Origin of the sequence: Leptolyngbya iicbica LK (assembly GCF_004212215.1) — a bacterium.
Lineage (GTDB): Bacteria > Cyanobacteriota > Cyanobacteriia > Phormidesmidales > Phormidesmidaceae > Halomicronema > Halomicronema iicbica.
The window spans coordinates 439,588-463,398 of the sequence record NZ_QVFV01000002.1 but is presented as its reverse complement, the minus strand read 5'-3'; the positions used below and the strand labels follow the sequence as shown (position 1 = coordinate 463,398).

Here is a 23,811-nt window from a genome sequence, read left to right as displayed (position 1 = left end):
GCAAGTAAGCGAACAGCAGGGGTTTCACCGCCGAATTGTCCATTCTGAGGCTAGCTTGAAGAGAAGCGGCGAATGGGGGAGCAACCATGGCTGAGTTAGGGGATGTCTTTTTTCGGGCGAATTATCGGTGTCGGCAACGGGCTTACCAGCGCTGGCATCAGGGACAACGCAAACGGCAAATCTTGCGATCGCAAATCGGCTTTGCCGAAATGTCTACATCGCGACCAGCGGCTTGTGTAGGGTGCGCCAATTATCACGGACAGGCTTACGGCACCCAAAAAGATCAGCGCATTCCGCTCATCTGCGCCATTCATCCCTACGGCTGGCAATCGGGCTCGACTTGTCCCGACTGGCAAGCCGCTGAGAAGCCGTCTGGTGGCTGCTTTTTTCCCCTCGCGGTTCGCAGTTTTATCGAATAAATATTTTGGGGCTTTGGGGGCCAGCTATCCCCACAGCGGCAACATACTGACTGTTGAGGACAGGGATTTGGCCGCCGCTCACTTGTGATAGCTGCTGCCTTGCAGAATCGCCTTGGCGCGATACAGCTGCTCCAGCAAGAGTAGTCTCGCCAGCTCGTGGGGAAAGGTCATCGGCGACAAACTCAACAAGCGGTCAGCCGACTGCTTGACCGCTGAGCTGAGCCCTTCGGCGCTGCCAATCGCAAACACTAAACTGCCCGACTCGGCGCGACTGATGAACTGCGCAAATTTGACGGAGTCGTAGCATTGCCCTTCTTCCGTGAGGGCGACGAGGCGATCGCGGGCTTTCAACTGGGCGAGTATCTGCTCGCCTTCTTTGGTCGGCTGAGTGTCCTTGAGTTCAACGATATCCAGCTCTGGCAAGCGCTGACGATACACCTCCAGCCCTTCGCGAATCCAGCCCTTTTTGACTTTGCCCACTGCCAGCAGTTTGACTTTTGGAAAACTGGTCATCTGGCACTCCCATCACGGTCTCTGTCAGATCATACGGTAGGGGAGTCGATGAGGGCGTTCAGTTGAGGTCTTGGGAGGTTGAGGTCTTGGGAGTGTTGAGGGCGATCGCCTTGCTAACGTCTAACGGCCCGGAATGCCTTGAGCAAATAGCCGGGACCAAGGTACCCGACTAGCTGACAAATCCATGCGGTATCCCCCCTGTTTGACTCAGAATAGAGATAGGGGATTGATACCAAGTCGAAATTTACGCTGCAACGGTCGGTCATCTACTACTGACTCTTTCACTTACTGTGGTTGCAAATATGACCTCTCAGGATTTTTATGCGACTCTACCCGCAGTCAATGATCTGATAGCGTTAGCCGATCCGGCTTCCTATACTTTGGTGCCTGACGACTGGTATGTGCTCATCACCGATGTGCGCGGTTCGACGGCGGCGGTGCAGGCCGGGCATTACAAAGAGGTAAACCTGTTGGGGGCCAGCTCGATCATGGCGGTGCTTAACGCCCTGCCGGGGGTAGAACTGCCCTTTATCTTTGGGGGTGATGGCGCTTCGCTGATGGTGCCACCGGAGCACTTTGCCGCCGCTCGTGAGGCATTGCTAGGGGTGCGCCAGTTGGCCGCTGATGCCTATGGGCTCGATCTACGGGTGGGGGCAGTGCCGGTAGCCGTCGTGAATCGCCATCATCCGCTCAAGGTTGCGAAATTTCGCCAATCGGCCAGATATTGTCAGGCCAGTTTTATCGGCGGCGGCATGACCTTTGCGACGGAGCTCATCAAACAAGATCCTCTGTATCGATTAGAACCCGACCAGAGGAGTCCCAAGCCTGACCTGACAGGCCTGGAATGTCGTTGGCAAGAAGTCCCTAGTCCGCAAGATCACACCCTCAGTTTGATTGTGGCGGCTTTAGGGAGTGCGCCGACCAGCGGCAACCATATCTATCAAGAGGTGGTTGAGGCCATCGGCAAGATTTTTGGGAATCCGGAGGCCTATCATCCCGTCTCGATCGCCGGCCTACGACTCGCCCTGAGTCCGCGCCAACTCGGGGCTGAGGTGCGGTTGCGATCGCCCGTTGCTAAGCGATGGGCGCGGTGGCAATATCAACTGCAGGTTTGGGCCGAAAATCTGCTGGGTTGGGCATTTATGAGATGGGGCCTGACAGTGGGGGGCGTTGATTGGGGTGACTATAAATCGACCATTCGCGCCGCAACGGATTTTCAAAAGCTGGATGATGTGTTGCGGATGGTGATTGCCGGCACCTCAGCGCAAACTCAGCAGCTAGTGCGGTACTTGGAGCAGCGATCGCAAAGCGGGCATCTGGCCTATGGTCTGCATGTGAGCGATCGCGCCGTGCTGACCTGCCTGATTTTGAATCGGCAACATCGTCACTTTCACCTCATTGATGGGGCGGGGGGCGGCTATACGCTAGCCGCCCAGGATTTGAAAGCCCAGCTGCGAGATAAAGCGCAAAATTGGCGGACATATTCGCGTCTCGCCAGCTATCGGCGATCGCCATCCCCAGTCAAAAAGTCAGCAGAGACCGCTGAATGAACGGACGGCAACTGCACCTAAGTCGCCGGGCAATTCAACAGCGACTGAATACCCATCGGCCATAAGCCGGATTAAATCACCCAGCGATCACGAAGAGTGGTTGGACGGATTTTGCAGCACGAAACCCGGCGAAGTGTAATCGTCAGGTAGATAATCGGCCGGAATCGTGGAATGGTTGCCATCGCGCAGCGACGAAAAATGAGGCGAGAGAATTTCGATATCAGCCTCGTTACATTTGTCTTGAATGTTTTGGTGCAACTCGGAATAAATGCGCGGCATTTTGGTGGGCAATGAGGTGTAAGCGTTGAGCTGATAGCTCACGTTGAAATCGTTCAAATTGGTTTGCAAAACAAAGGGTTCCGGCGTCGACACAATGTGATTAGTTGCTTTTGCGGCCTCAACTAACACCGCGTGTACTTTGCGCCAGGGAAGGTCATATCCCAGGGTAATGGTCGTATAGAGCAGCAGATAACCGTCAGACTCACGGCAGATCGCACTGTAGTTAACGACATTACTGTTCAAAACTGAGGCATTGGGAATGGTCACAGTTTCTTGTTTGGGGGTGAGCACACGGGTCACAAACAAGGATTTGTCTTGTACGTTGCCAATCGTCTCATTAATGCGGATGAAGTCACCGAGCTGAAAGGCTCGGGTATAAATCAGGATCAGCCCTGCTAGCGCATTCGATACAGCCGATGAAGAGCCTAAGGTAAGGAGTGCCCCAATGAAAATTGAGACCCCCTGAAAAGCAGGTGATCCAAACCCAGGCAAGTACGGACCAGCCATCACCATCGCGATCGCGATAATCAAAAACATCGCTAAACGGTTTGTCGGCTGAATCCATTCTTCATAAAACCAGGGGTAGGCTCCCGGACGCCCGAGTTCGGCAATGATCTGTTGAGCCAATTTCATCGCGTAATAGGCGATCACTGCGATCACCACCACCATGGCCAATTTGGGCAAATACACCACGAAGGCTTGCACCAAACCATTGATCCGAGAGGCGATGTCCTGCAAGATGCTGTCGCCTAGCACCTCGGTCGCAGGAAATTGACTCAGCACGAACGGCACGTAGATGTATAACGCCACCAAAACCAGAAAAATTCTGAAAAATTTGACGAGGCTGGTTAATACGTAAGCCGTCGCTCCAGCCTCTAGCAATGGCAGTGAGCCAACATGCAGCAGCAGGGTGCCAGCCTGGCGTTGAGCCCGAATGCGCACTAACAGTTTGGACGCAATGAAAAATAGCCCTCGTAAAAAAATCAGTAGCGCGATGGTGCTGACGACCGTCGCGATAATGCTGACGGCCTGTCCCTGCACGCTGCGATCGTTGCGATATTCAGTGAGTGCAGTGCGGATGATGTCAGCCGCCATCTCAGCTAACTCTGGATGGGTTGATTCATCGTAAGCTTGGGCGTCCGTTTCACTAACGGTCAACAGCACCGTGTCTCCCGCCAAGATAATGGTTTGCCGTTCACCAGATTTAAGCCGAATATCATCAGCCGTCAGGTCAGTGGTTTCAGCAATGTTGACTAAGCGCTGTTCAATAATGTTGGCCCGTTCTTCAGGGGTCGCGACGCTTCCCACCCCCTCACGAACTCGAAAAATAATCTTGTTATTCAGCATCACCGGATAGCCATCGACCTCGTTGCTGATTTCGGTCTCAACCTCTGTAGGGACGGCAGCATCGTCACCGGTATCGGGGGGCGCGTCTTGTCCCCACGCTGGCATTGCCACGATCAGCAAAATCACGGTCAGCCCTGACAGCAAATAATTTATCCAGCGCCGATGATCAGTCCCTAAGAATTTCATGCCATGTCTATCCTTATCAACACCCATCCAGGCATCGTCATGTTCCCCATAACATTACTGAATCAAGGGAGGGTTTAAACAAGTTTTTATAGTAAACGTGACGTTAGAAGACGCCACACAAAATTTGGACTTGAAGCGGATTATGGGGCGACGACAGCAGTGCAAGCATGGTGGAATAAGCTGTGTGACGCCTTTGTCCAATGACGGCAAAAGTGTCCAATAATACAATTGTGTAATTTTCCTGTTTTAGGCAGCTTTAGGTCATGACTTCTTCTCCAGACGTATTGCAAGCCGCAAAAGCAATTCGCCCTTATTTAGCCGATTTACTCGAGCGTCCCGATGCCAACGCCATGGGCGATCGCCTTGAGTTAGCGCTGAATGCCGCCACTGATACAGCCACCCAACAAGCTGAGATTCGTCAGGTTTTGTCGATAGCTGAACCGACCCGCGAGTGGCTGCGACTGTATCTTGAAGAGCAAAAACCAGCGGCGGAGATTCTCAGCATTATCCGCACCTATCATCCGTTGCCGGGTAAAGCTGGGGTAGTGGCCAGCCCCCGTTATCGTTGCCCCGTCGCGAGCTGCCATCAAACCTGGTATCGCCGCGAAATCGGGGCAGAGGTGCCCAATTGCCCCATCCATGGCATTCAGATGGTGCGCGAAAGTAAGGCTTAAGGCTGAACTCGATTGCCCGACCAGTATTTGCATCGGGGGATTATTGCGCCCAAACCATCGGTTGCGGTGGCTCAAACGTGGTGGTCAAGGTGTAGGGGCCACCGGTAGCGAGGGAATTTTGGATGGCGATCGCCAATTCATTGTTGTGCAGCGACACATCCGCCGCCATTCGGCTAGGCCGACCTTCGGTAATCGCATCAGCCATCTCAGCTACCCCGCGACAAAAATCCATTTTTTGAGCACCCCGGGTCTTAAAGTTGGGCGTCTTACGCACCAAGGGCAGCTTTTGTCGGAAAGGATTCATCAAGACCTTGCGGCGAATACGCAACATCCGCTGCACATAAACGGGATCATCATACTTCCAACAGTCATGAATGCTGAGGACTCCGTCTTCACCAAAAATCCGTAACTGATGATCATGGGTCGCCACGATACTACAGGTCAGACGTGCCACCACCCCCGATTGAAACTGAATACAAGCAACCGAAAAATCTGGCGTATCATCTGGGGCCAACACCACATCTTGCACCTTATCTTTAACCAAACATGAGGAGAATGCCGTGACCGATCGCGCCGGTCCAAAAAACATAGTGAGCCAGTTTACGTAATAACCCGCATGTTCTAGAGTGCAGCCCACTTCAAACTCATCTTGATAAGGCCACGGCATGCCCGAATCTGAGATCCAGTGCTGATAAGGCATTTTATGCACTAGCCCATCATCCATTTCGGCGTAAACCAAATACACCTTGCCGACAACGTTTTCCCGCAAGGCTTTCCATACTGTTTGTGCAGTTTCACTTAAGGCACTGCAGGGCGCAGAAGAAATATGTAAGCCTTTTTCTGCTGCCAACGACACCAGTTCTTTCGCCTGGTCAATTGACATGGCCAGGGGCTTTTCCGAATAGACGTGTTTGCCTGCTTCCAAAGCTGCTTTAGAGACTTCAAAATGACTCCTGGGATTCGTCAAATTCAAGACAATATCTACCTGCGGATCCGCAAGTAGCTCTTCTAACGATGCGTAAGTTGGTAAAGCATGGTGCTCGGCAAATTGTTTAATGCGTTCAGGTCGTTTATCAGTGACACCAATGAGCTCAAGTTGGGGATGAAAGGACAGCGTACTGAGGTAAAAGTCAGCGACAAACCCGCAACCCACGATCGCGATTTTCATAGAACCTTTTTGAAGAAATTAAATGTTGAGTAAAAGAAGCTGAATACTTTGTTTTCCGTATTATTCAGAAACCGTTAAGCTCTGATCCTGAGCATAGCTTAATTGCCAAGATGCTCTTAACGTATCCATGAGGTCCAAAACCTGTAGCGTGTCTGCCCAAGGCATTAGGGAGCTTTCTAACAGGCCGGCTTGTAAGCAACGACCAACCTCCATCGCCTGATATTGATACCCATTACCACCGTCCAGTTGCGTGAGAGTCTTGCCGCCTGTCGGTCGCCAACGACGCAGCCGCTTATACCAAACATTGGCCTTCAAAGTGGACTTTAAGCGTCCTTTGAAGTCGGTAGGCAAACTAACAGGGGGTGTAGCTGCCATCGTTTCACGGTCGGGAAACCGATGGACAACCAAACATTCTGGATAGAAAAACGGCGGTTTAATGACCAGTTGCCCCCGTGTGCCAGCAATCACAGCTTGATTCGTGCTATGGGTTTGCACCGTAGCCGCCAGCTGCGCGAGGGCACCGTTGGCATATCGCAGAGTCATACTGCACTGCTCATCAACCCCGGTCGGCCCGATATGAGCCAAGCCTGTAATTTGTTCGGGCTGACCCAATAGATAAACCGCCAGTGATAAGGCGTAGCATCCCCGATCTAGCAAGCTACCGCCCCCAAGCTCTAGGTTAAATAAGCGGTTCTCAGCGCTAAACCCGACCGGATAACCAAAATCTGCGGTGATGAAGCGAATCTTCCCTAGCTCGCCCTGTTGAACCATGCGTCTCGCCTCTTGCATGAGGGGAATAAAGCGCATCCACATGGCTTCCATGCAAAACAGATTATTCGCTTTAGCGATCGCAAATATCTCTTCGGCTTGGGGGCGGTTAATCGTGAAGGGCTTTTCACACAACACTGACTTGCCCGCATGAAGCGCTAACAGACAATCTTCAGAATGACGAATGTGGGGGGTCGCGACATAAACGACGTCAATGTCAGGGGCTTGGACTAGGTCTTGATAGCTGGCATAAGCCCGACAGCCTGGAAAAGACTGGGCAAATTGCTCGGCCTTTTGCTGTGATCGCGAAGCCACCCCCACTAACGTGGCACCGGGTACTCGCCGGAGGTCTTTGGCAAACTGTCCGGCAATCCAGCCAGTGCCCAGAATGCCCCAACGCACTAAGTTTTGTTCAACCATTGCGCCTGTAAAATAGCAACAAAATTTTCAGCTTTCAATATTAAAAAATAGACGATTTTGGCGGAGCAGTAGCCGCCAAAACTAACCGACATTATCGCGCCTACGCTGGCAACTACTGAATAAAGTGACGCGCAATAATCATTCGGACATCGTTTTTCAGCTGTTGCTTATAGGCTTGCCAAAAAGCCTGGGTTTCTTGGGCGACAGCCTCGACATCGACCGCTGCCAGCGTCGGTGCCAATTGCTTCCAATCAGAACATTTGGGACAGGGAAAATCAGGGCCGAATACCTGTGTCCAGTAGCTAGGTTCCAGCAACAGAGAGACCGCATCTTTCCAATAGCGCAAAGTCCAAACTTTATGTTGCTTAGCCTTTTCTGGCTTGAGCACTTCTTTCAAAATCTGCTTAATAATGTTGAGCTTGCTAACGTCCTCAACAATCGGAATCGCCCCCACTTCAAGCGCTTCATAAAAGCGACTGGTCTCGGCGCACCGATTTCCTGCCGGAGCCAGGACAAAGACCGTATCACAAATGAGTTCGACATATCCCTCAAAACTCAGGTCTTTGCTGTCGTTGTAACCCTTGCCCACATAGGCAATGCCACCAGGAATATTTTGAGCCTGTTCCATCATGGCGCGGCGGGAAACCTTACCGCCCAGTTGGCCAGCAAACGACCAATAATACTGGCGATCGCGAATAGGGCGCTCAACAGTATACTTGTGCAGACCTTGCTTATATCCCACGGGAACGAATAAAACATGGGGCAAATGAGCCACATCAGGACGATAAAAGTTACGAAATACAAAGTCTGCCTCAGCGTAAAAATCGACCGGGGAGGTAAACCATTCATCACTGAGATGTAACACACCGACTCGATAACCTTGTTGCTTAAAACGCTGCAGATAATCTTTGACCGACGTCGTACCTTGAGGGTCACCCCGAGTAATCACGATGGCATGGTCGATCACCACTTCAAAATTAGGATCGTCAATATGATTGACTGTAAATTCAGAAAATAGAAAATCTATCCAGTCCTTTTCAATCAGCCCATCTGTACTAATCTGCCAAATCAGATTAACCGTTGTGGCAGCAGATACATCAGAACTGACCATACCAATATCTTTAGTCGCTGGTTGCTGATCCACATTCAAATCCACGGTAGACATAAGTTGTATTTCCTATAGTGATCTGACTTTAAGACCCGGTCGGTGACGAGCCGCACTTTGAATGAAAAGATACTAACAGAGGATTGCCGACCAGAGCGATCGCAGATAATACATCAAAGAGCTAGTCAAATCGCTTCCTAATTACTACATGCAAACAAAAAATACCGCCTCAAACGCATTGATGAACAGTGCAGCTAGAAGAGTGTTAGTTAAATAGTGGCCATACATTGCAGCTTTTCGGCATGAAGCAAAGAAGCGCTACGTATGACCAAAACTTGAAAATCCCATCACCCTTAACAGGTTGTAGCAAATTTTACGTTCAGCTCCTTCTATAAAGTCTGCTATTAGGTTGAGTGAACTAACTTATGACACATCTGTAGCCTAGTCATGCATCCGCCAGCCGCGCACAATCTAGTTAAATTCCTTAATTCTCATCCAAGCGTGGCTACATTTATATTGAATAGATATACAGAACAATAATCAGTAATTTTTCGTAGGTGAGTCCTTGAAGCCAAGCCAAAATAGGCATACTCACCCAAAGTTCACACACTATGCTTGAATCATAAAGGTTGCGTAAAGTTGTTGGGGGTATTGCTGATCCCGATTTAGGAGATGTTACAGATATGGTGGCGACAGCAATAACGTAAAGTTCACATTTATTTTACGTACTAGCTGTTGAACATATTGCTTAACTTGTCGATTATTAGTGGTTCTTTTAGTCATATGAAAGCTGTCATATTAGCCGGTGGATTAGGGACACGCTTAAGTGAAGAGACTGCCATTAAGCCAAAACCAATGGTTGAAATTGGTGGCAAGCCAATTCTTTGGCACATTATGAAAATTTATTCCCACCACGGCATCAACGACTTTATTGTCTGCTGTGGATACAAGGGGTATGTCATCAAAGAGTATTTTGCTAATTATTTTCTCCACATGTCTGATGTCACATTTGACATGCGGTTTAACCAAATGAATGTCCATGCTGGCAAGGCGGAGCCCTGGCGCGTCACGCTGGTCGATACTGGAGACACCACCATGACCGGTGGACGTCTCAAGCGGGTGCGTGAGCATATCGGCAATGAAGACTTCTGTTTCACCTACGGAGATGGAGTTTCTGACGTCAACGTCTCGGCCTTGGTGGAATTTCACAAGCAGCAAAACACCCTGGCAACTCTGACCGCAGTACAGCCACCAGGCCGCTTTGGCGCGATCGCGCTAGCCAAGGAGCAAACCAAGATCACCCACTTCCAAGAGAAGCCTGAGGGTGACGGAGCCTGGATTAACGGGGGATTCTTCGTGCTCAATCCGCAGGTGATTGACTTTATCGAAGATGACTCGATTTCTTGGGAAAAGGAGCCGCTGCAGAAGCTGGCCCACAAGGAAGAACTGGCAGCTTACAAGCACAGCGGATTTTGGCAGCCCATGGATACGCTACGCGATAAGCAGTATCTAGAGCGGCTGTGGGATGCGAATGAGGCCCCTTGGAAAGTTTGGTAGGTATTTGACATTCAAGGGAGGAGATTAATTGACTCAACGAAATTAGTTTCTTCCCTTGTGTGATGGTTGGGTTATGGCTATTTCTGTTGCCAGATATCCTCCCTTGTCACCTTGAGGGGAAATGATTGGTCTCCCAACCATCCGAGCGCAGGGCTTGCTCACAGCCAGGGACAAGTCAAATCAACTGTCTTGATCGGTAAAGCGATCGCATTTTTGCTAACTATATTTGCTTGACATTATGAATGCTGATTTTTGGCGTGGTAAACGGGTTTTTCTGACAGGTCACACCGGCTTTAAGGGGAGTTGGCTGTCTCTCTGGCTACGAACTGCCGGAGCCGAAGTGATGGGTTACTCTCTACTGCCACCCACGAGTCCCAGCTTATTTGACGTGGCTAAGGTCAGCGAGGGGATGGCCTCTGTTGAGGGAGATGTCCGCGATCTCGAGAAGTTGCAGGCGGCGATCGCCGAGCATCAACCCGATGTCATCTTCCACATGGCCGCCCAACCACTGGTTCGTTATTCCTACAAGCACCCGGTGGAGACCTACTCCACCAACGTGATGGGCACCGTGCATTTGCTCGAAGCCGTGCGCCAGACAGGGTGTGCTCGAGTCGTTGTGAATATCACCAGCGACAAGTGCTATGAAAACCGCGAGTGGGTTTGGGGTTATCGCGAAAATGAAGCGATGGGCGGTCATGACCCTTACTCCAACAGCAAAGGTTGTGCAGAGTTGGTCGCATCAGCCTATCGTAATTCCTTCTTTAGTCCAGACAAGTTTGACGAGCACACCACCAGTCTGGCGAGCGTTCGAGCTGGGAACGTGATTGGTGGCGGCGACTGGGCGGAAGATCGGCTGATCCCTGACATCATGCGGGCGATCATGGCCGGTGAGTCAGTTCTGATTCGCAGTCCCAATGCCATTCGGCCTTGGCAGCACGTGTTGGAACCCTTGAACGGCTATATGACTCTGGCCGAACAGATGTGGGAAGATGGTCGCGCCTACGCCGAAGGTTGGAACTTTGGGCCCAACGATGAAGATGCCCGACCAGTCTCTTGGATTACTGAGCAGCTCACCCGTCTCTGGGGCGACGGCGCTAGCTGGCAATTAGACACTAAGGTCAATCCTCACGAAGCGACCTATCTGAAGTTGGATTGCTCAAAAGCCAAAAGTCGGCTGAAATGGCAACCCAAATTGGATTTGGGCCTCACCCTGGAGTGGATCGTCGAATGGTACCAAGCGTACATGGCTGAACAAGACATGCAGCAAATTACAGCAGCCCAAATTCAGCGCTATGCTGCTCTGTAGGCGTTTTAGCTGGCCATTTCAAACTTTGGGAACCCTGCATGTGAACAGGTGAATAGATGGGGCATTTACCTTTACCTCTGGTTTAGCCCGCCATGCGGTTCTTCGCCAGCTTTAGCAACACTACTGATGTGTTCAATCCTTGTTTATCCACTCGCCAAGACTCATGATTTTTAACGAAACGGCAATTCAAGGGGTTTACATTATTGACCTGGATTTGCGCAAAGACGATCGCGGCTTTTTTGCCCGCACGTTTTGTGCCCGCGAGTTTGAAGAGCATGGCTTAAAGCCTGTCGTGGCCCAGTGCAATATGTCCTTTAACTATAAAAAGGGCACTTTGCGAGGCATGCACTTTCAGATTCCGCCAGCCACGGAGACCAAACTCGTGCGCTGTACTCAAGGGGCCATTTACGACGTCATTGTTGACTTGCGAGAAGACTCCCCCACCTACTTGAAACATGTCGGCGTCGAACTCACGGCGGAAAATCGTCGAGCCCTCTACGTACCTGAAATGTTTGCCCATGGGTATCAAACCCTGACGGACGATGCTGAGGTGGTCTACCAGGTGACGGAATTTTATACCCCCGGTTATGAACGGGGACTCCGGTACAGTGACTCTAAATTGGGGATTGACTGGCCCTTGCCAACTAGCGTGATTTCTGAGAAGGACGCTAACTGGCCCTTGTTAAATGATTAGATGAATTTCTTAGGAGCGCTCCCATGATTATTGTTGATACCGCTCTCCAAGCCCGCGCTGAGGCCGGCAATCCGGTGCGAGTCGGCATGATTGGTGCGGGATTTATGGGCCGAGGCATTGCCAATCAAATTATCAACTCGGTGCCAGGAATGGAGCTGGTAGCAGTCTTTAGTCGTCGCTTAGATGATGCCAAGCGCCCCTATCTAGAAGCAGGCGTTGACCATGTTCAAGAGGTGCGCACGGTTGCTGAATTGGAAGATGCGATCGCCGCTGGACAACCCGCCGCCACGGAAGATGCTTCTCTCCTGTGCAAAGCCGAAAATATTGATGCTCTGGTAGAAGTGACCGGCACCATTGAATTTGGGACGCAGATTGTCATGGAGGCGATCGCGAATCAGAAGCATGTCGTACTGATGAATGCGGAACTAGATGGCACCATCGGCCCCATTTTGAAAGTGTATGCCGATCGCGCTGGCGTCGTGATCTCGAACTGCGATGGTGACCAACCTGGCGTCGAGATGAACCTTTACCGCTACGTCAAAAGCATTGGGTTCACCCCGCTGCTCTGCGGCAACATTAAGGGACTGCAAGACCGATACCGCAATCCCACGACTCAGAAAAGCTTTGCCGAGAAGTGGAAGCAAGCGCCCTACATGGTAACCAGCTTTGCCGACGGCACCAAGATTTCATTTGAACAGGCGATCGTCGCCAACGCCACTGGCATGACCATTGCTCAGCGCGGCATGTTGGGCTACGACTTTCGGGGACATGTGGACGACATGACTCATCTGTACGATGTCGACCAGCTCAAAGCTTTGGGTGGCATTGTCGATTATGTTGTTGGCGCGCAACCTGCTGCGGGCGTCTTTATCTACGCCACCAACAAAGATCCTAAGCATCAGCATTATTTGAACTATTACAAGCGAGGCGAAGGGCCGCTTTACAGCTTCTACACGCCTTATCACATTTGCCACTTTGAGGTGCCACTGTCACTGGCGCGGGCAGCACTTTTCCAAGATGCAGTGATGGCCCCCATCGGCAAACCGATGGTCGATGTAGTGGCAACCGCCAAGACTGATTTAGAAGCAGGGGCAACCCTCGATGGCATTGGCTATTACATGACCTATGGCCAGTGCGAAAAGAGCGATATCACCCTGGCAGAAAACTTGTTGCCCATGGGCTTGGCAGAAGGCTGCAAGCTCAAGCGTCCAGTTGCAAAAGACACAGTGCTGACCTACGACGACGTGATTTTGCCAGAAAACCGTCACTGCGATAAGTTGCGGGCCGAACAAGACGCTTACTTCAAAGCGGCAAGCTAAGGCGGTATCCAAAGCTCAATCCATCGGCTTGTGACCGGGCGTGAAATCATCCCAGTTTGGCAAACCTTCAATGCGGGTTTCTCCAGGATTACGAAGAACAAAAGGGGACGGCGCAACACTTTGCGGTTACATCCAAATGACGTGTTCCGAGTCATCAGAGCATGTCATTTGGGGATTGAGGCACTCTTGGCACTGAGATTTTCCCATCAAAGTACAACCTGGCAATTCCCTTTAAACTGAAACCAGGTGTTGTGACCATTCTTGCTTCTGATGGAAATTTTTCGCTTGCCGGCATTGACCGACAACTACATTTTTTTGCTCCATGACCCGGCTAGTCAAACGGCGGCGGTCGTTGATCCAGCCCAGCCGGAGCCAGTCCTGCGGCAGCTAGAGCAGTTGGGGGCGACGCTCACGGCCATTTTCAATACCCATCACCATGCTGATCATGTGGGGGGCAACCGTCGCCTACTACAACAGTTTCCTGAGGCCACGGTTTATGGGGGGGCAGAAGATCGGGGGCGTATCCCAGGTCAGCAAGTCTTTCTCAGAGAGGGCGATACGGTCACGTTTGCCCAGCGCCGCGCCCAAGTGTATTTTGTGCCGGGGCATACCCGAGCCCACATTGCGTACTACTTTCCCCCGAATGAGGCGCAGGGGTGGGGCGAGCTGTTTTGCGGCGACACGTTGTTTGCCGGAGGGTGCGGACGCTTGTTTGAGGGCACGCCGTCGCAAATGGTGGATTCGCTATCAAAGTTGCGATCGCTCCCCGATACCACGCGCATTTGGTGCGCCCACGAATATACGCTGAACAACCTGAAATTTGCGCTCACAGTAGATGCCGATAATCATGACTTGCACGCCCGGTTTAACGAGGTAAAAACCGCCCGTCAGCAAGGTGAGGCAACGGTGCCTTCGACTTTGGGCAGCGAAAAACTCACGAATCCGTTTTTACGCTGGGATCAACCGGCGCTGCAGACCGCGGCGAACATCACTGACCCAGTCAGGACGTTTGCCCGGATTCGGGGGATGAAAGATCAGTTTTAACGATTCAGAGCGAAGCCATTGAGGCGGCGATTTCAGCGCCGTGAAAGATTAAAAACGGTAGCCAACTGATCCCCAACCCAATAAGCGAGAGTGAGATCAGCGTAAAAAAAGAGAGGCGATCGCCCATGCCATCGACCAAGCAATCGACCTTGACCAGTAGGGCCGCTGCGATGAGCACAACCATGTAGGAAAAGGTGCGAAACTGCGTCACCGCCAACACGGCAAATGAGGCCAACGCCAGCACCATGATGGAGTAGCCGACATCGGTTTTAAAACCTTTGAGCACAAAATCGCGCACAGGTCGCCATAGCAGCGTCAAGACACTGGCTTTAATCACGATAAAAGCCAGCGCGATCCACCAAATTAATGAACTGGCTTCAGTGTTATGTAACAGTTGTCCGTAGGTGGCATACCCCAGAATCAACAATGCCCAAGACAGCCAGTGGCTTTTCATGCGTGTCACTCCGACCTGCTTTTATCAACGCTACCAGGGGTTCGCTTACTCGCCAGGAGTTATTACAGATTTGTCGAGATGGCCTCAACGGGACAAGAGGGAATGCACTGCTCGCAAACGATGCAGCGCGATCGCGCAAAGGTGAGCCGGAAGGTCTCTGGGTCAAGGCTGAGGGCGCCTGTGGGACAGACTCCGGTACACAACCCGCAGTGCACGCAGACCGCTTCATCAATGAGAATTTCGCGACTCGCTTGAGAAATGCTGATGTCATTTTCTTGCAACCAGGCGATCGCGTCCTCTAACTGGTCGATGTCGCCCGAGAGTTCCACCACGAGTTTGCCGACCTGATTGGGGGCCACCTGCGCCCGAATGATGTTAGCCGCCACATTAAAGTCTTTAGCCAGGCGATAGGTGATGGGTTGATGAACGGTTTTTTTCGGAAACGTCAGAGTGACCCGCTTTTTCATAACGAAGGCTCGATGGGTGTCCGCTATCTTAAAAGATAGAGAGTTTATATCGGTTTACCAACCGGGATGGCAAATGGATCAGACGACAAAACCATCAACGACCGCACAGGAAACGACGACGGCTCCGAGCCTGGCAGCCAAGGCGCGGAATTTCTTAGTGGTCGGCGTGGCCGTCATACTATCGGTTTTGGTGGTGATGGGGGTGCGCACTCAGACCCCAGCCGCCTCTTTGGAAACGTTGGCTGTGGAGTCTACCCCCTTGGAGACGGCCTTGACCAATGGCAAACCTTCTTTAATGGAGTTTTATGCTAACTGGTGTACCTCATGTCAGGCGATGGCGGGGGATATGGCCGACCTGCGCAGCACGTATGGCGATGACATTAATTTCGTCATGTTGAATGTGGACAACAATAAGTGGCTACCGGAAATGTTGCATTACCGGGTGGATGGCATTCCGCATTTTGTGTATTTGAATCCTCAGGGTGAGCCCGTGACGGCAGCCATTGGGGAACAGCCCAAAGCGGTGATTGCCAGCAACCTAGAGGCACTGATGACAGGAGCGACACTGCCTTACCAGCAAGGGGTGGGACAGACCTCTAACTTGGATGAACCCACAACCCGTAGTGTTGTGATCAACAGCATCAACCGCAGCGATGATCCGCGTAGTCACGGGGCTCAGGCCGCCAACTAAAGCCGTTGAGATTGGCTTTTGGCACGGATGGTCGTGCGAATGAATCACAGCCCGTAAAATGAAACAGTAAGTATTTGGATAAGTGACCCATGCCGCCTCGTTGGCCTCGAAAACCTGACCGCCGTGACCCGGCCTTTCGCAAACTAGACGACCGCATGACCTTTGCGGTGCATGTGGCTGCGTTCACTGCTATAAACTCGGGCCTGTGGTTTGCCCATCAAATCAATGAGGCTTGGGTGCCCTGGGTGAGCAAATTGACGCCGATCTGGTTTGTGGGTTTAGCCGTCCATGCCATCTATATTTTTGCGATCGCTGACTATTCGGGCGACTACGTCATTGAACCGGAGGATGCCCCAGAAGGGGGAGGTTAAGGCGACCGGGCTGGCCTAAGCTAAATGATGTTGCTGTAAATGCTTCAGGAAATGACCCCATGTACGACTCACCTCCTGCTGAAACGCTAGAAAAGCTTGCGGCTAACGTCGGTGAAGCCGTTTATATCGATGTCGCTAAGTGGCATCTGTATCTGAATGACGCCAAGTTGCATACGCTGGTCGCTCAGCGACTGTACCCGCTTGTGGTGGACGATCGCTTAGGTGAAAGCGATGTCACAGCAGTGCTACGCGACATCACGGTGCCAGTAGGCGGAGGGCGTCACCACATGCCCCTAATCGATCTCATTCCGGTCGGTTGTATGAGCGATTTGCTCCAGGCCCTCGAAGATTTTCAAGATCAAATTTAGTCGCCTGGGCAATGCTGTCACCGATTCAGTTTCGATATTGACCGGGGTTAGTGCTCTGTGGGCGACGATTGCCACCAATGGTGCAGAGTGTCATATAAATCGCGATCGCTCATGGCCGTTGGTGAATAAATATCAGCTCGGACGACATTGCCTTGGAGGGTGAGCCAACACTTTTCACCCGTAGCCGATACATAGCAAATGCGGGTTCGATAAACTCGACGGATGTGCTTGGCCCCCTCTTCGCGCATTTCTTGCCAGGCAATGTGAGCGATCGCCGCTCGTGGCAACCAGAGGCAATTGTGACACCAGTCCAAATTATTCACCAAGCGCCCAGCCAGGGCGTGAGAAAGCAGTACGAGTCCGTAGCCATACTCGCGATTTTTGCGTAGCCGAGAGATTTTCCACGTGCGGCAAAACGATAGGGCCAAATCCCAGGCTTGCCAAGTGCTATATGCAATGCTCCCCGCGAGTACCAGGAACAGCAAGCCAGTAAGGGCGACCTGCAGTGGCGTTTGGGCAACTGCTCGAATTTTGCTCAAAAACTGTAGATAGCTGCCCGGTTCATTGACTGCCTGCGTGATAAGCCATGGCCCCAAAATCAAAGTCGGCGAGGCATACAGCAGCATGAACGGCAGAAAAACAATTTGCAAGAACCAGTCCGTATGAGCGGGCAAAAATTGCCCCGGCAGATGTTGGGCGCTACCCATGCGAAAGGCCGTTCGGTAAGGGTCGGGCAGAGCCGCAAAAGAACAGATCCCGGGTGGTGGAAAGGTATTCCCCATGGTGATGACTAGCTCGGATGACAGCGATCGCGCATCGCGACAGGAGTGCGCCTAATCTTACCCTGACGGTGTCGCCTCTACGGGCCAGTCAACACTTTTCGCCAGTGGCCTACCTAGCAAGCCGCAGTCAGGTACCGAGATCCCAAACGTTTAAACAACCCAAGTGTGGACAGCCGTCGCGGCTGTCCCGATGCAGGCAAGATGCCTGACCGCATCATGAGAAGGACGGAAAAACTGGTTGAGCCCCACTGTGGTTGACCGGGTCAAAAGGCTTGCTGAAATCTATTGAATATCGCGACTGCCGTGAGCCTGGCTGCCTGGGTCTACGTTGGGCAGGTTGCCTAGACACAAAAAAGCCGGCCACCGAATTCAGCAGTCGGCTCTTTCGGAGAGTGTCAGGCAAAGAAATTATTCGGCGGTGGCGAGCTCAGTGCTGCCCCGGCGACGGCGGCTGGTCAAGGTATTGAACAGCATTTGACCGATCGCTTTCACCAGGTTGCCTTCGAGTTCTTGGAACATTTCCATGTTCACGCCAAAGGCATCGTTGGCTTCTTCGACGATTTGGTTGGCGAGTTCTTCGCTCACCTCAATCTCATCCAGAGATTGGCGATAGGTAGCTTTGAAGGCTTTTTCGTCGTCAATTTCGTCAAATTCGTAAAACGCGGTGCCTTCACCTTCGGACAGATTCATGGCCCGCTGGGCAATGCCTTTGAGAATTTGACCACCAGACAGGTCGCCGAGATAGCGGGTGTAGGAATGACCGATGAGCAACTCCGGCTGAGTGTCAGAAACTTCGCGGATGCGATCGACATACTTTTGCCCAGCTGGCGAGGTGCTGACCTGATCACGCCAGTTGGCACCATAGTAGTAGTGCAGGTCGGTTTCTAGACTTTGCTTGCGATGCAGCTCAGGAAAGTAGATTTTGGACACCACGGGGTGATTTTTGTGGCGCTCCAGCTCTTCTTCCATTGCGGTGTAAGCAAAGTAGAAGTTAGCGACGAGTTTGCGATAGGAGTTCTTTTCCACCACGCCGCGCAAAAAGCACCGGACAAAGCCAACATTTTCTGCCATGGTGTGGGCTTTTTTGGTGCCTTCTCGAAGCTGACTTGCTAGGTTACTGCTCATGCTAAATAATCCAGTGTGTATTCAGACAAAAATTTGGTGACAGGTTCTCAAAGAAGATTTAACGTCATAACCGTTACAGTAAGGGGTTTTGATGAGAGTTTTCATTACATTTTTTTACGCTCAGATACATAACCTTACGTGAGTTGAGGGGCTGACCAAGACCGCCAAAGTCCTGAAAATGAGGGCCTTAGGAGTATTGATGGGAGGCGAGATCGCTTGGTATGGCGCTGAGAGCGATCGGATGCTGTGAGTGCCGGCATCTCAGGTAAGATACAAGCCGCAATCAAGTTGCCGACTGTTCTGTAAATGCGTTGAGGAGTGAGCAAGCGACTATGTGGGACCGGGTTTTAAATGGCCTCAATTGGCTGCTGGTGGCCAACCTGTTCTTTGTGTTGGCGAGCTTTGGCTGGTTTGCGACTGCCGTGGTGGGCCGCAGTTTCAACGTCAACTTGGGTTTCGACCTTTGGTACAGCCTGTGGACGCCGCTCTTTCAACCAGCAATTGGCATTTTAATGGCAGGCGCGATCGCGATCGGTGTGCTGCGCTGGATTGCCAATAAATTAGAGGCGCTCCGGTCTAGTTAGCGTGATCGGTTCCACACCTCCACAGAGAGGCTTTGACAGAGTAATTGAGCCGCAGCGGTTGCGGACACCGGCGGTGAGAATAAGTAACCCTGGCCTTCTTGGCAGCCTAACTGCTGGAGCCATGTCAACTGTTCAGGCGTCTCAATGCCTTCGGCGATCGCGTGCAGGCCGAGTAAGTCGCTCAGTGCCACAATTGATTCGGCAATGACCTGATTGCGGGTATTATTTGCGCTTGGGCTCACAAAGGCGCGATCAATTTTCAGGTGGTCGACGGGCAAACGGCTGAGATAACTCAGAGAAGAGTAGCCGGTGCCAAAATCATCAATGCTGAGCCGCACGCCAAGCTGCTTGACCTGCGTCAGTAAGTCCTGCGTTAGTTCGATATTTTGCGCCAGCATACTTTCCGTGAGCTCTAACACGAGGGAGGATGGGGCGATCTGGGTGGCGGCGAGCACCGCTTCGATTTGGCTGATCAGGGCGGGCTGTAGCTGTTGTACTGAGAGGTTAACGCTCATCTTTAACGGCTTTTGGGGATGCTGTCTTTGCCAGTCGGCTAATTGATGGCAAGCGGTAGTGAGCACCCATTGCCCCAGGGATTTGATCAGTCCAGTCTCTTCGGCGATCGCAATAAACTCCAGGGGCGAGATCAGACCCCGCTGGGGGTGTTGCCAGCGTACGAGCGCTTCAAACCCGATCACTTGCAGCGTGTCAAAAGCGACAATGGGCTGGTAATGCAGCACCAGTTCCGAGCGGGCCAGGGCTTTACGCAAGTCTTGTTCGAGGTGCAAGCGCTGGGTCACCCGAAAATGCATCGTGGGATCGAAGATGGCATATTGGGCGCGGCCACTGTGCTTAGCCCGATACATAGCCAAGTCGGCATCGCGTAACAAATCTACGGCCCGTTCGTACTGGGTTTCACCAGACACAATCCCGATGCTGGTGGTGATGACAACCTCTCGTTCGGCAATGTGGAACGGCTGGCGCAGGGCGGCAAGAATGCGCTCGGCAATAATGACGGCGTCTTGAATGTGGGTGATTTCTTCGATGAGAATGACGAATTCGTCGCCGCCCAGTCGCGCGGCAATATCAGTATCGCGAATGAACTGCAAGAGCTGCTGGGCAACGGCGATCAGCAGTTCGTCACCCACCAAATGTCCCAGGCTGTCGTTCACCACCTTAAAGTTATCAAGGTCTAAAAACAGCACCGCAAATTGAAAGGTGGGGTGTTGCTTTGATCGCTTGAGGGCCAAGTCTAGGCGCTGCATAAGGCGATCGCGATTAGGCAACGTCGTCAGACTATCGTGCAGTGCATCATACTTGAGCTGCTCTTCGATCTTGACGCGATCGCTCACATTCCGCGAGGTTGTTTGCACTTGCGAGACATTTCCCTGCTCGTCAAACACTGGCTGTGACAGCGTCTCTAGCCAGAGGTAGCCCGCTGTTTTGTGGCGCATCCGATATATGGCCCGCCCAGACCGACCTTGACTTGCCGGGACAAACATTTCCTCACACACCAAATTATGCTCATCTGGATGAATCAGCAGATTGGGGTGTTTCCCAATGAGTTCATCGGGGGCAAAGCCCAGCAAGGCCTGGCTAGACAAGGTGACATAAGTAAAGTAGCCCTCTAAATCATGCAAACAGACTAAATCCCCCATGTTTTCAGTCACCAGGCGCAAGCGCTCTTCGCTTTGTCGCAGCGCTTCTTCGGCCTGCTTGAGATTGGTAATGTCGCGCCCGACCGATTGAATTTCAACCAGCTGCCCAATGTCGTCAAAGATGCCCTCGTTAAGCCATTGCGTCCAGCCAATTTTGCCCCCGGCGCGCACGTCTCGATTTTCGACAAAGCAGCGGGGATTTTTAGGTGTTAATAGCGCCAGTGGCTGAAAGGCATTTTGTTCTAAATCTTCAGGATTGGCTAACTCAATCCACTGTTTGCCGATCACCTGCTCGGGGCTGAGACCCAGGGCATCACACAGGGCGTCATTGGCAAAGGTGATAGTGGTATCGGGCAGCGATCGCAAGATAAAATCCGTCTGCGCCTCAACGACCTGGCGATAGCGCACTTCACTTTCTTGCAAGGCTAATTCAGCTTGCTTGCGATCGCTAATATCAGTCACAAAACCTTCTAGGTGATGCAGTTGGCCCTGTTCGTCCCAAATGCCCTGGCCCCGCTCCCACAGCCATTTGGTCGCACCTGACCGGGTAATCATACGGTACTCACATTCATAGGGTTCTCGCTGCTGCAAAGCCCGCTGTACCTGGTTCCAGACTCGGGCGCGATCGTAGCGATGCACCTGCTCACCCATGTTGACGTGACCTTCTAAGTAATCAATCACGGTGTAGCCAGTAATGTCGGTAACGCCCTGACTAATAAAGTGCACAGGATAGTCAGGTTGGTTGGCCACTCGGTAAACAAACCCAGGCAAGTTGCTGATTAATGTATTGAGGCGACTTTCACTCGTTTGCAGCGCAATTTCGGCCTGTTTGCGATCGCTAATATCCATCACCAGCGAATCCCAAACAATATCGCCGTTTGGCTGCAACTCTGGTCGGCCTCCGGCCGCCAGCCACTTAGTTGTGCCCGACGGTGTGATGATGCGCCACTGCCAAGACCAGGGCTCTAACGTCTGGGCCGACTGCCGCACCGACTCAGTAAAGCCCACATAGTCGTCAGGGTGAATCATCTCCCACAAGCGGCGCGCCTGCTGCTCTGCCGTTTCGGCCGTGATTTCCCAAATGTCATAGCAGCCCGCACTCATATAGGTCACGTCATCAGTGCCATCGACATGCAGCACATACTGGAAGATGGCCCCAGGCAAATTAGCGGCCGTATTGCGAAAGCGCTGTTCACTCTGGCGCAGGGCTGCTTCGATCTGCATTCGCTCTGTGATGTCGATAATCAGGCCATCCCAAGTGACATCACCATTGGGCTGCTGCTCTGGCCGAGCAATACCCTGCAACCACTTCATTTGGTCGCTTTCCAACACAACTCGATATTGCGCTTGCCACACCTGCAAAGTCTGGTGAGAGTGCAGAATCGACAACCGGAGTCCTTCGACATCATCGGGATGCACACAGTCCCAGACGCTTTTGCTGTCAGCCAAAGCGCGCTCAGGGGCAAACCCATAAATATCGGCAAAGCCGGAACTGATGTAAGTGAACGAATCTGTCCCATCGGGGCAAAGGCAATAGCCGTAAAGAATGCCGGGTAGGTTGCTCGCCAGCCGTTGAAAGCGTGTTTCGCTGCGCCGCAGGGCGATTTCTGCCGTTTTGCGTTCGGTAATGTCAAAGATCAGACCGTCCCAGATCACAGCGCCGCTGTCACAAGCCTGGGGCTGAGCCGACACTTGGAGCCATTTTTCCGGCTGCGCCGGAGGGCAAATGCGCCATTCTGCTGACCACACGGTGAGGCTGCGGGCCGATCGCAACAAGGCATTGCGCAGCGGCTGCACATCGTCAGGATGCACCTGCTGCCACCATTGATTGACATCGGCGATCGCCGCCTCTGCAGTGATGCCCCACACATCAGCACAGCGAGAACTGACATACAGCAATGACTCAGTGCCATTGCTGCGCAGCAAATACTGAAAGATGACGCCGGGAGTATTATTGGTCAGCGTTTGTAAGCGATTTTCGGTTTGCAGTCGCCGCTTAACTTCTTTCCGCAACAAATAATTCCAGACAGCAAAGCCCATGACGCCAATGATCGGCAGATAAATTAAGGCATCTAGCAGCGCCTGCCGAAAGATTTGCATAGAAGAGGGTTGAACGAGGGGGAGCCACCGCCGCTCTGCTTGGTAATAAGCCGAATCACTATCGCCTAAAAGTTGTTGTAAATTCTCATCGATCGCCGCTAACAATGCCGCATTTTGGCCTTCTGCCGTCACAAAATACAGCTGAGAAGGATATACCAGCAGATTGGTTCGCTCAATGGCATATTCCGCCTCCGCCTGAGGCCCGACAAACGGATCGATCACGGCGGCATCAATATTGCCTGCTGCTAACTGTTGCAGCATCGTGGCAAAGTCATCAAATTCCACAAATATTGGGGCTGCACCAAAGCTCTTAGCCCGCTCTGCCAGAGTCGGTCGTTGAATGCTGCCTTGGACGACGCCGACCCGGCGCTGATCTAAATCTAATATTGAGTCGATCGGTCTGTCAGGATGCCGATAAACCACTGACCAGCTAGACAATACCGATTCTTGATTAAAATCAAACCGCCGATCACGTGCTTCTGAATAAGCCACATCTAGCATCAAATCGAGATTTGCCGCCTCGACGCCGTCTAAACAGGCTTGCCACTCACAGGCCACATATTCCACCGTCCAGTCTTCTGCCTGGGCGATCGCGGCCAACACGTCCACCCAAAAGCCGGTTGGGGTTCCCGCCGGATCGACAAACACCTTGGGGGGATTTTGATAAATGCCAACCCGGACGGTATCGCCTTCAGCCCCCTGATCTTCCTGAGCCATCGCCCCGGCCCAAGTCCCCAAAAGCATGGCACTGCTGCCGAGTGCGATCGCCCAATGTTTCATGGCTCAACCCCGTGCCATCAGGGGCAGAGTCGCTTCAGCACCGAAAGCAGCGCCTCGTAAAAACGGCCCCGCAAACAAATAG

Annotated in this window: 22 protein-coding genes; 12 read left to right on the top strand and 10 right to left on the bottom strand. The window is 52.2% G+C overall.

Annotated elements, in window-relative coordinates; translation table 11 throughout:
• The first annotated feature begins 86 nt into the window (after positions 1 to 86).
• On the top strand, positions 87 to 419 hold the full coding sequence (locus DYY88_RS09110; protein WP_044151343.1) for a hypothetical protein: 333 nt from the start codon (positions 87 to 89) through the stop codon (positions 417 to 419).
• Between the two features lie 78 nt (positions 420 to 497).
• Here the strand turns inward: DYY88_RS09110 and DYY88_RS09105 are convergent, their stop codons facing one another.
• The gene (locus DYY88_RS09105; protein WP_039728357.1) at positions 498 to 932 is read right to left on the bottom strand and encodes a 23S rRNA (pseudouridine(1915)-N(3))-methyltransferase RlmH; all 435 of its coding nucleotides are present in this window, start codon (positions 930 to 932) and stop codon (positions 498 to 500) included.
• 302 nt (positions 933 to 1,234) lie between these two features.
• On the opposite strand from DYY88_RS09105, the gene DYY88_RS09100 reads away from it, so the two are divergent.
• Positions 1,235 to 2,482: a DUF3095 domain-containing protein gene (locus DYY88_RS09100; RefSeq protein ID WP_052288558.1), complete on the top strand. Its 1,248-nt coding sequence runs from the start codon at positions 1,235 to 1,237 to the stop codon at positions 2,480 to 2,482.
• An 87-nt stretch (positions 2,483 to 2,569) separates the two neighbouring features.
• Here DYY88_RS09100 and DYY88_RS09095 read toward each other — a convergent pair whose 3' ends face one another.
• Positions 2,570 to 4,294 carry a mechanosensitive ion channel family protein gene (locus tag DYY88_RS09095; protein WP_052288559.1) on the bottom strand — a complete coding sequence of 575 codons (1,725 nt, stop codon included), beginning with the start codon at positions 4,292 to 4,294 and terminating at the stop codon, positions 2,570 to 2,572.
• A gap of 263 nt (positions 4,295 to 4,557) precedes the next feature.
• On the opposite strand from DYY88_RS09095, the gene DYY88_RS09090 reads away from it, so the two are divergent.
• Positions 4,558 to 4,968, top strand: a complete 411-nt coding sequence (locus DYY88_RS09090; RefSeq protein WP_039728360.1) for a hypothetical protein — start codon at positions 4,558 to 4,560, stop codon at positions 4,966 to 4,968.
• 40 nt (positions 4,969 to 5,008) lie between these two features.
• Here the strand turns inward: DYY88_RS09090 and DYY88_RS09085 are convergent, their stop codons facing one another.
• The 3 genes from DYY88_RS09085 to DYY88_RS09075 all read right to left on the bottom strand — a co-directional run bounded on the left by DYY88_RS09085 (position 5,009) and on the right by DYY88_RS09075 (position 8,468).
• On the bottom strand, positions 5,009 to 6,136 hold the full coding sequence (locus DYY88_RS09085; RefSeq protein WP_039728361.1) for a Gfo/Idh/MocA family protein: 1,128 nt from the start codon (positions 6,134 to 6,136) through the stop codon (positions 5,009 to 5,011).
• Between the two features lie 60 nt (positions 6,137 to 6,196).
• Positions 6,197 to 7,324, bottom strand: coding sequence for a Gfo/Idh/MocA family protein (locus tag DYY88_RS09080; protein ID WP_039728363.1), 1,128 nt, complete (start codon positions 7,322 to 7,324; stop codon positions 6,197 to 6,199).
• A gap of 112 nt (positions 7,325 to 7,436) precedes the next feature.
• On the bottom strand, positions 7,437 to 8,468 hold the full coding sequence (locus DYY88_RS09075) for a glycosyltransferase family 47 protein (RefSeq protein WP_437438584.1): 1,032 nt from the start codon (positions 8,466 to 8,468) through the stop codon (positions 7,437 to 7,439).
• Between the two features lie 744 nt (positions 8,469 to 9,212).
• Between DYY88_RS09075 and rfbF the strand changes: the two genes are divergently transcribed.
• The 5 genes from rfbF to gloB all read left to right on the top strand — a co-directional run bounded on the left by rfbF (position 9,213) and on the right by gloB (position 14,349).
• Positions 9,213 to 9,986, top strand: a complete 774-nt coding sequence (gene rfbF, locus DYY88_RS09070; RefSeq protein WP_039728367.1) for a glucose-1-phosphate cytidylyltransferase — start codon at positions 9,213 to 9,215, stop codon at positions 9,984 to 9,986.
• 238 nt (positions 9,987 to 10,224) lie between these two features.
• On the top strand, positions 10,225 to 11,292 hold the full coding sequence (rfbG, locus tag DYY88_RS09065) for a CDP-glucose 4,6-dehydratase (RefSeq protein ID WP_201279055.1): 1,068 nt from the start codon (positions 10,225 to 10,227) through the stop codon (positions 11,290 to 11,292).
• A gap of 163 nt (positions 11,293 to 11,455) precedes the next feature.
• Positions 11,456 to 11,986: a dTDP-4-dehydrorhamnose 3,5-epimerase gene (gene rfbC, locus DYY88_RS09060; protein ID WP_039728369.1), complete on the top strand. Its 531-nt coding sequence runs from the start codon at positions 11,456 to 11,458 to the stop codon at positions 11,984 to 11,986.
• Positions 11,987 to 12,009: 23 nt separating this feature from the next.
• Positions 12,010 to 13,305, top strand: coding sequence for an NAD(P)H-dependent oxidoreductase (locus DYY88_RS09055; protein WP_039728371.1), 1,296 nt, complete (start codon positions 12,010 to 12,012; stop codon positions 13,303 to 13,305).
• A gap of 270 nt (positions 13,306 to 13,575) precedes the next feature.
• A complete protein-coding gene (gene gloB, locus DYY88_RS09050) occupies positions 13,576 to 14,349 on the top strand; it encodes a hydroxyacylglutathione hydrolase (RefSeq protein WP_039728374.1) in 774 nt (257 codons plus the stop codon).
• Positions 14,350 to 14,353: 4 nt separating this feature from the next.
• Here the strand turns inward: gloB and DYY88_RS09045 are convergent, their stop codons facing one another.
• Both DYY88_RS09045 and DYY88_RS09040 read right to left on the bottom strand, forming a co-directional pair.
• Positions 14,354 to 14,803 carry a hypothetical protein gene (locus DYY88_RS09045; RefSeq protein WP_039728376.1) on the bottom strand — a complete coding sequence of 150 codons (450 nt, stop codon included), beginning with the start codon at positions 14,801 to 14,803 and terminating at the stop codon, positions 14,354 to 14,356.
• Between the two features lie 62 nt (positions 14,804 to 14,865).
• Positions 14,866 to 15,270 carry an NIL domain-containing protein gene (locus tag DYY88_RS09040; protein WP_039728377.1) on the bottom strand — a complete coding sequence of 135 codons (405 nt, stop codon included), beginning with the start codon at positions 15,268 to 15,270 and terminating at the stop codon, positions 14,866 to 14,868.
• Between the two features lie 73 nt (positions 15,271 to 15,343).
• Here DYY88_RS09040 and DYY88_RS09035 point away from each other — a divergent pair, with 73 nt between their 5' ends.
• From DYY88_RS09035 to DYY88_RS09025, 3 genes are all read left to right on the top strand, one after another.
• On the top strand, positions 15,344 to 15,961 hold the full coding sequence (locus tag DYY88_RS09035; RefSeq protein ID WP_039728378.1) for a thioredoxin family protein: 618 nt from the start codon (positions 15,344 to 15,346) through the stop codon (positions 15,959 to 15,961).
• Between the two features lie 89 nt (positions 15,962 to 16,050).
• Positions 16,051 to 16,332 carry a 2TM domain-containing protein gene (locus DYY88_RS09030; RefSeq protein ID WP_039728379.1) on the top strand — a complete coding sequence of 94 codons (282 nt, stop codon included), beginning with the start codon at positions 16,051 to 16,053 and terminating at the stop codon, positions 16,330 to 16,332.
• 59 nt (positions 16,333 to 16,391) lie between these two features.
• On the top strand, positions 16,392 to 16,700 hold the full coding sequence (locus DYY88_RS09025) for a DUF3181 family protein (RefSeq protein ID WP_039728382.1): 309 nt from the start codon (positions 16,392 to 16,394) through the stop codon (positions 16,698 to 16,700).
• Between the two features lie 47 nt (positions 16,701 to 16,747).
• Here the strand turns inward: DYY88_RS09025 and DYY88_RS09020 are convergent, their stop codons facing one another.
• Both DYY88_RS09020 and DYY88_RS09015 read right to left on the bottom strand, forming a co-directional pair.
• Complete coding sequence (locus tag DYY88_RS09020) at positions 16,748 to 17,482, bottom strand: hypothetical protein (RefSeq protein ID WP_039728383.1); 735 nt, start codon at positions 17,480 to 17,482, stop codon at positions 16,748 to 16,750.
• A gap of 408 nt (positions 17,483 to 17,890) precedes the next feature.
• A complete protein-coding gene (locus DYY88_RS09015; RefSeq protein ID WP_039728384.1) occupies positions 17,891 to 18,607 on the bottom strand; it encodes a biliverdin-producing heme oxygenase in 717 nt (238 codons plus the stop codon).
• Between the two features lie 311 nt (positions 18,608 to 18,918).
• On the opposite strand from DYY88_RS09015, the gene DYY88_RS09010 reads away from it, so the two are divergent.
• Positions 18,919 to 19,191, top strand: a complete 273-nt coding sequence (locus DYY88_RS09010) for a DUF8620 family protein (RefSeq protein WP_496559537.1) — start codon at positions 18,919 to 18,921, stop codon at positions 19,189 to 19,191.
• Here DYY88_RS09010 and DYY88_RS09005 read toward each other — a convergent pair.
• Positions 19,188 to 23,729: an EAL domain-containing protein gene (locus DYY88_RS09005; protein WP_052288560.1), complete on the bottom strand. Its 4,542-nt coding sequence runs from the start codon at positions 23,727 to 23,729 to the stop codon at positions 19,188 to 19,190. The genes DYY88_RS09010 and DYY88_RS09005 overlap by 4 nt on opposite strands.
• Positions 23,730 to 23,811: the final 82 nt, after the last annotated feature.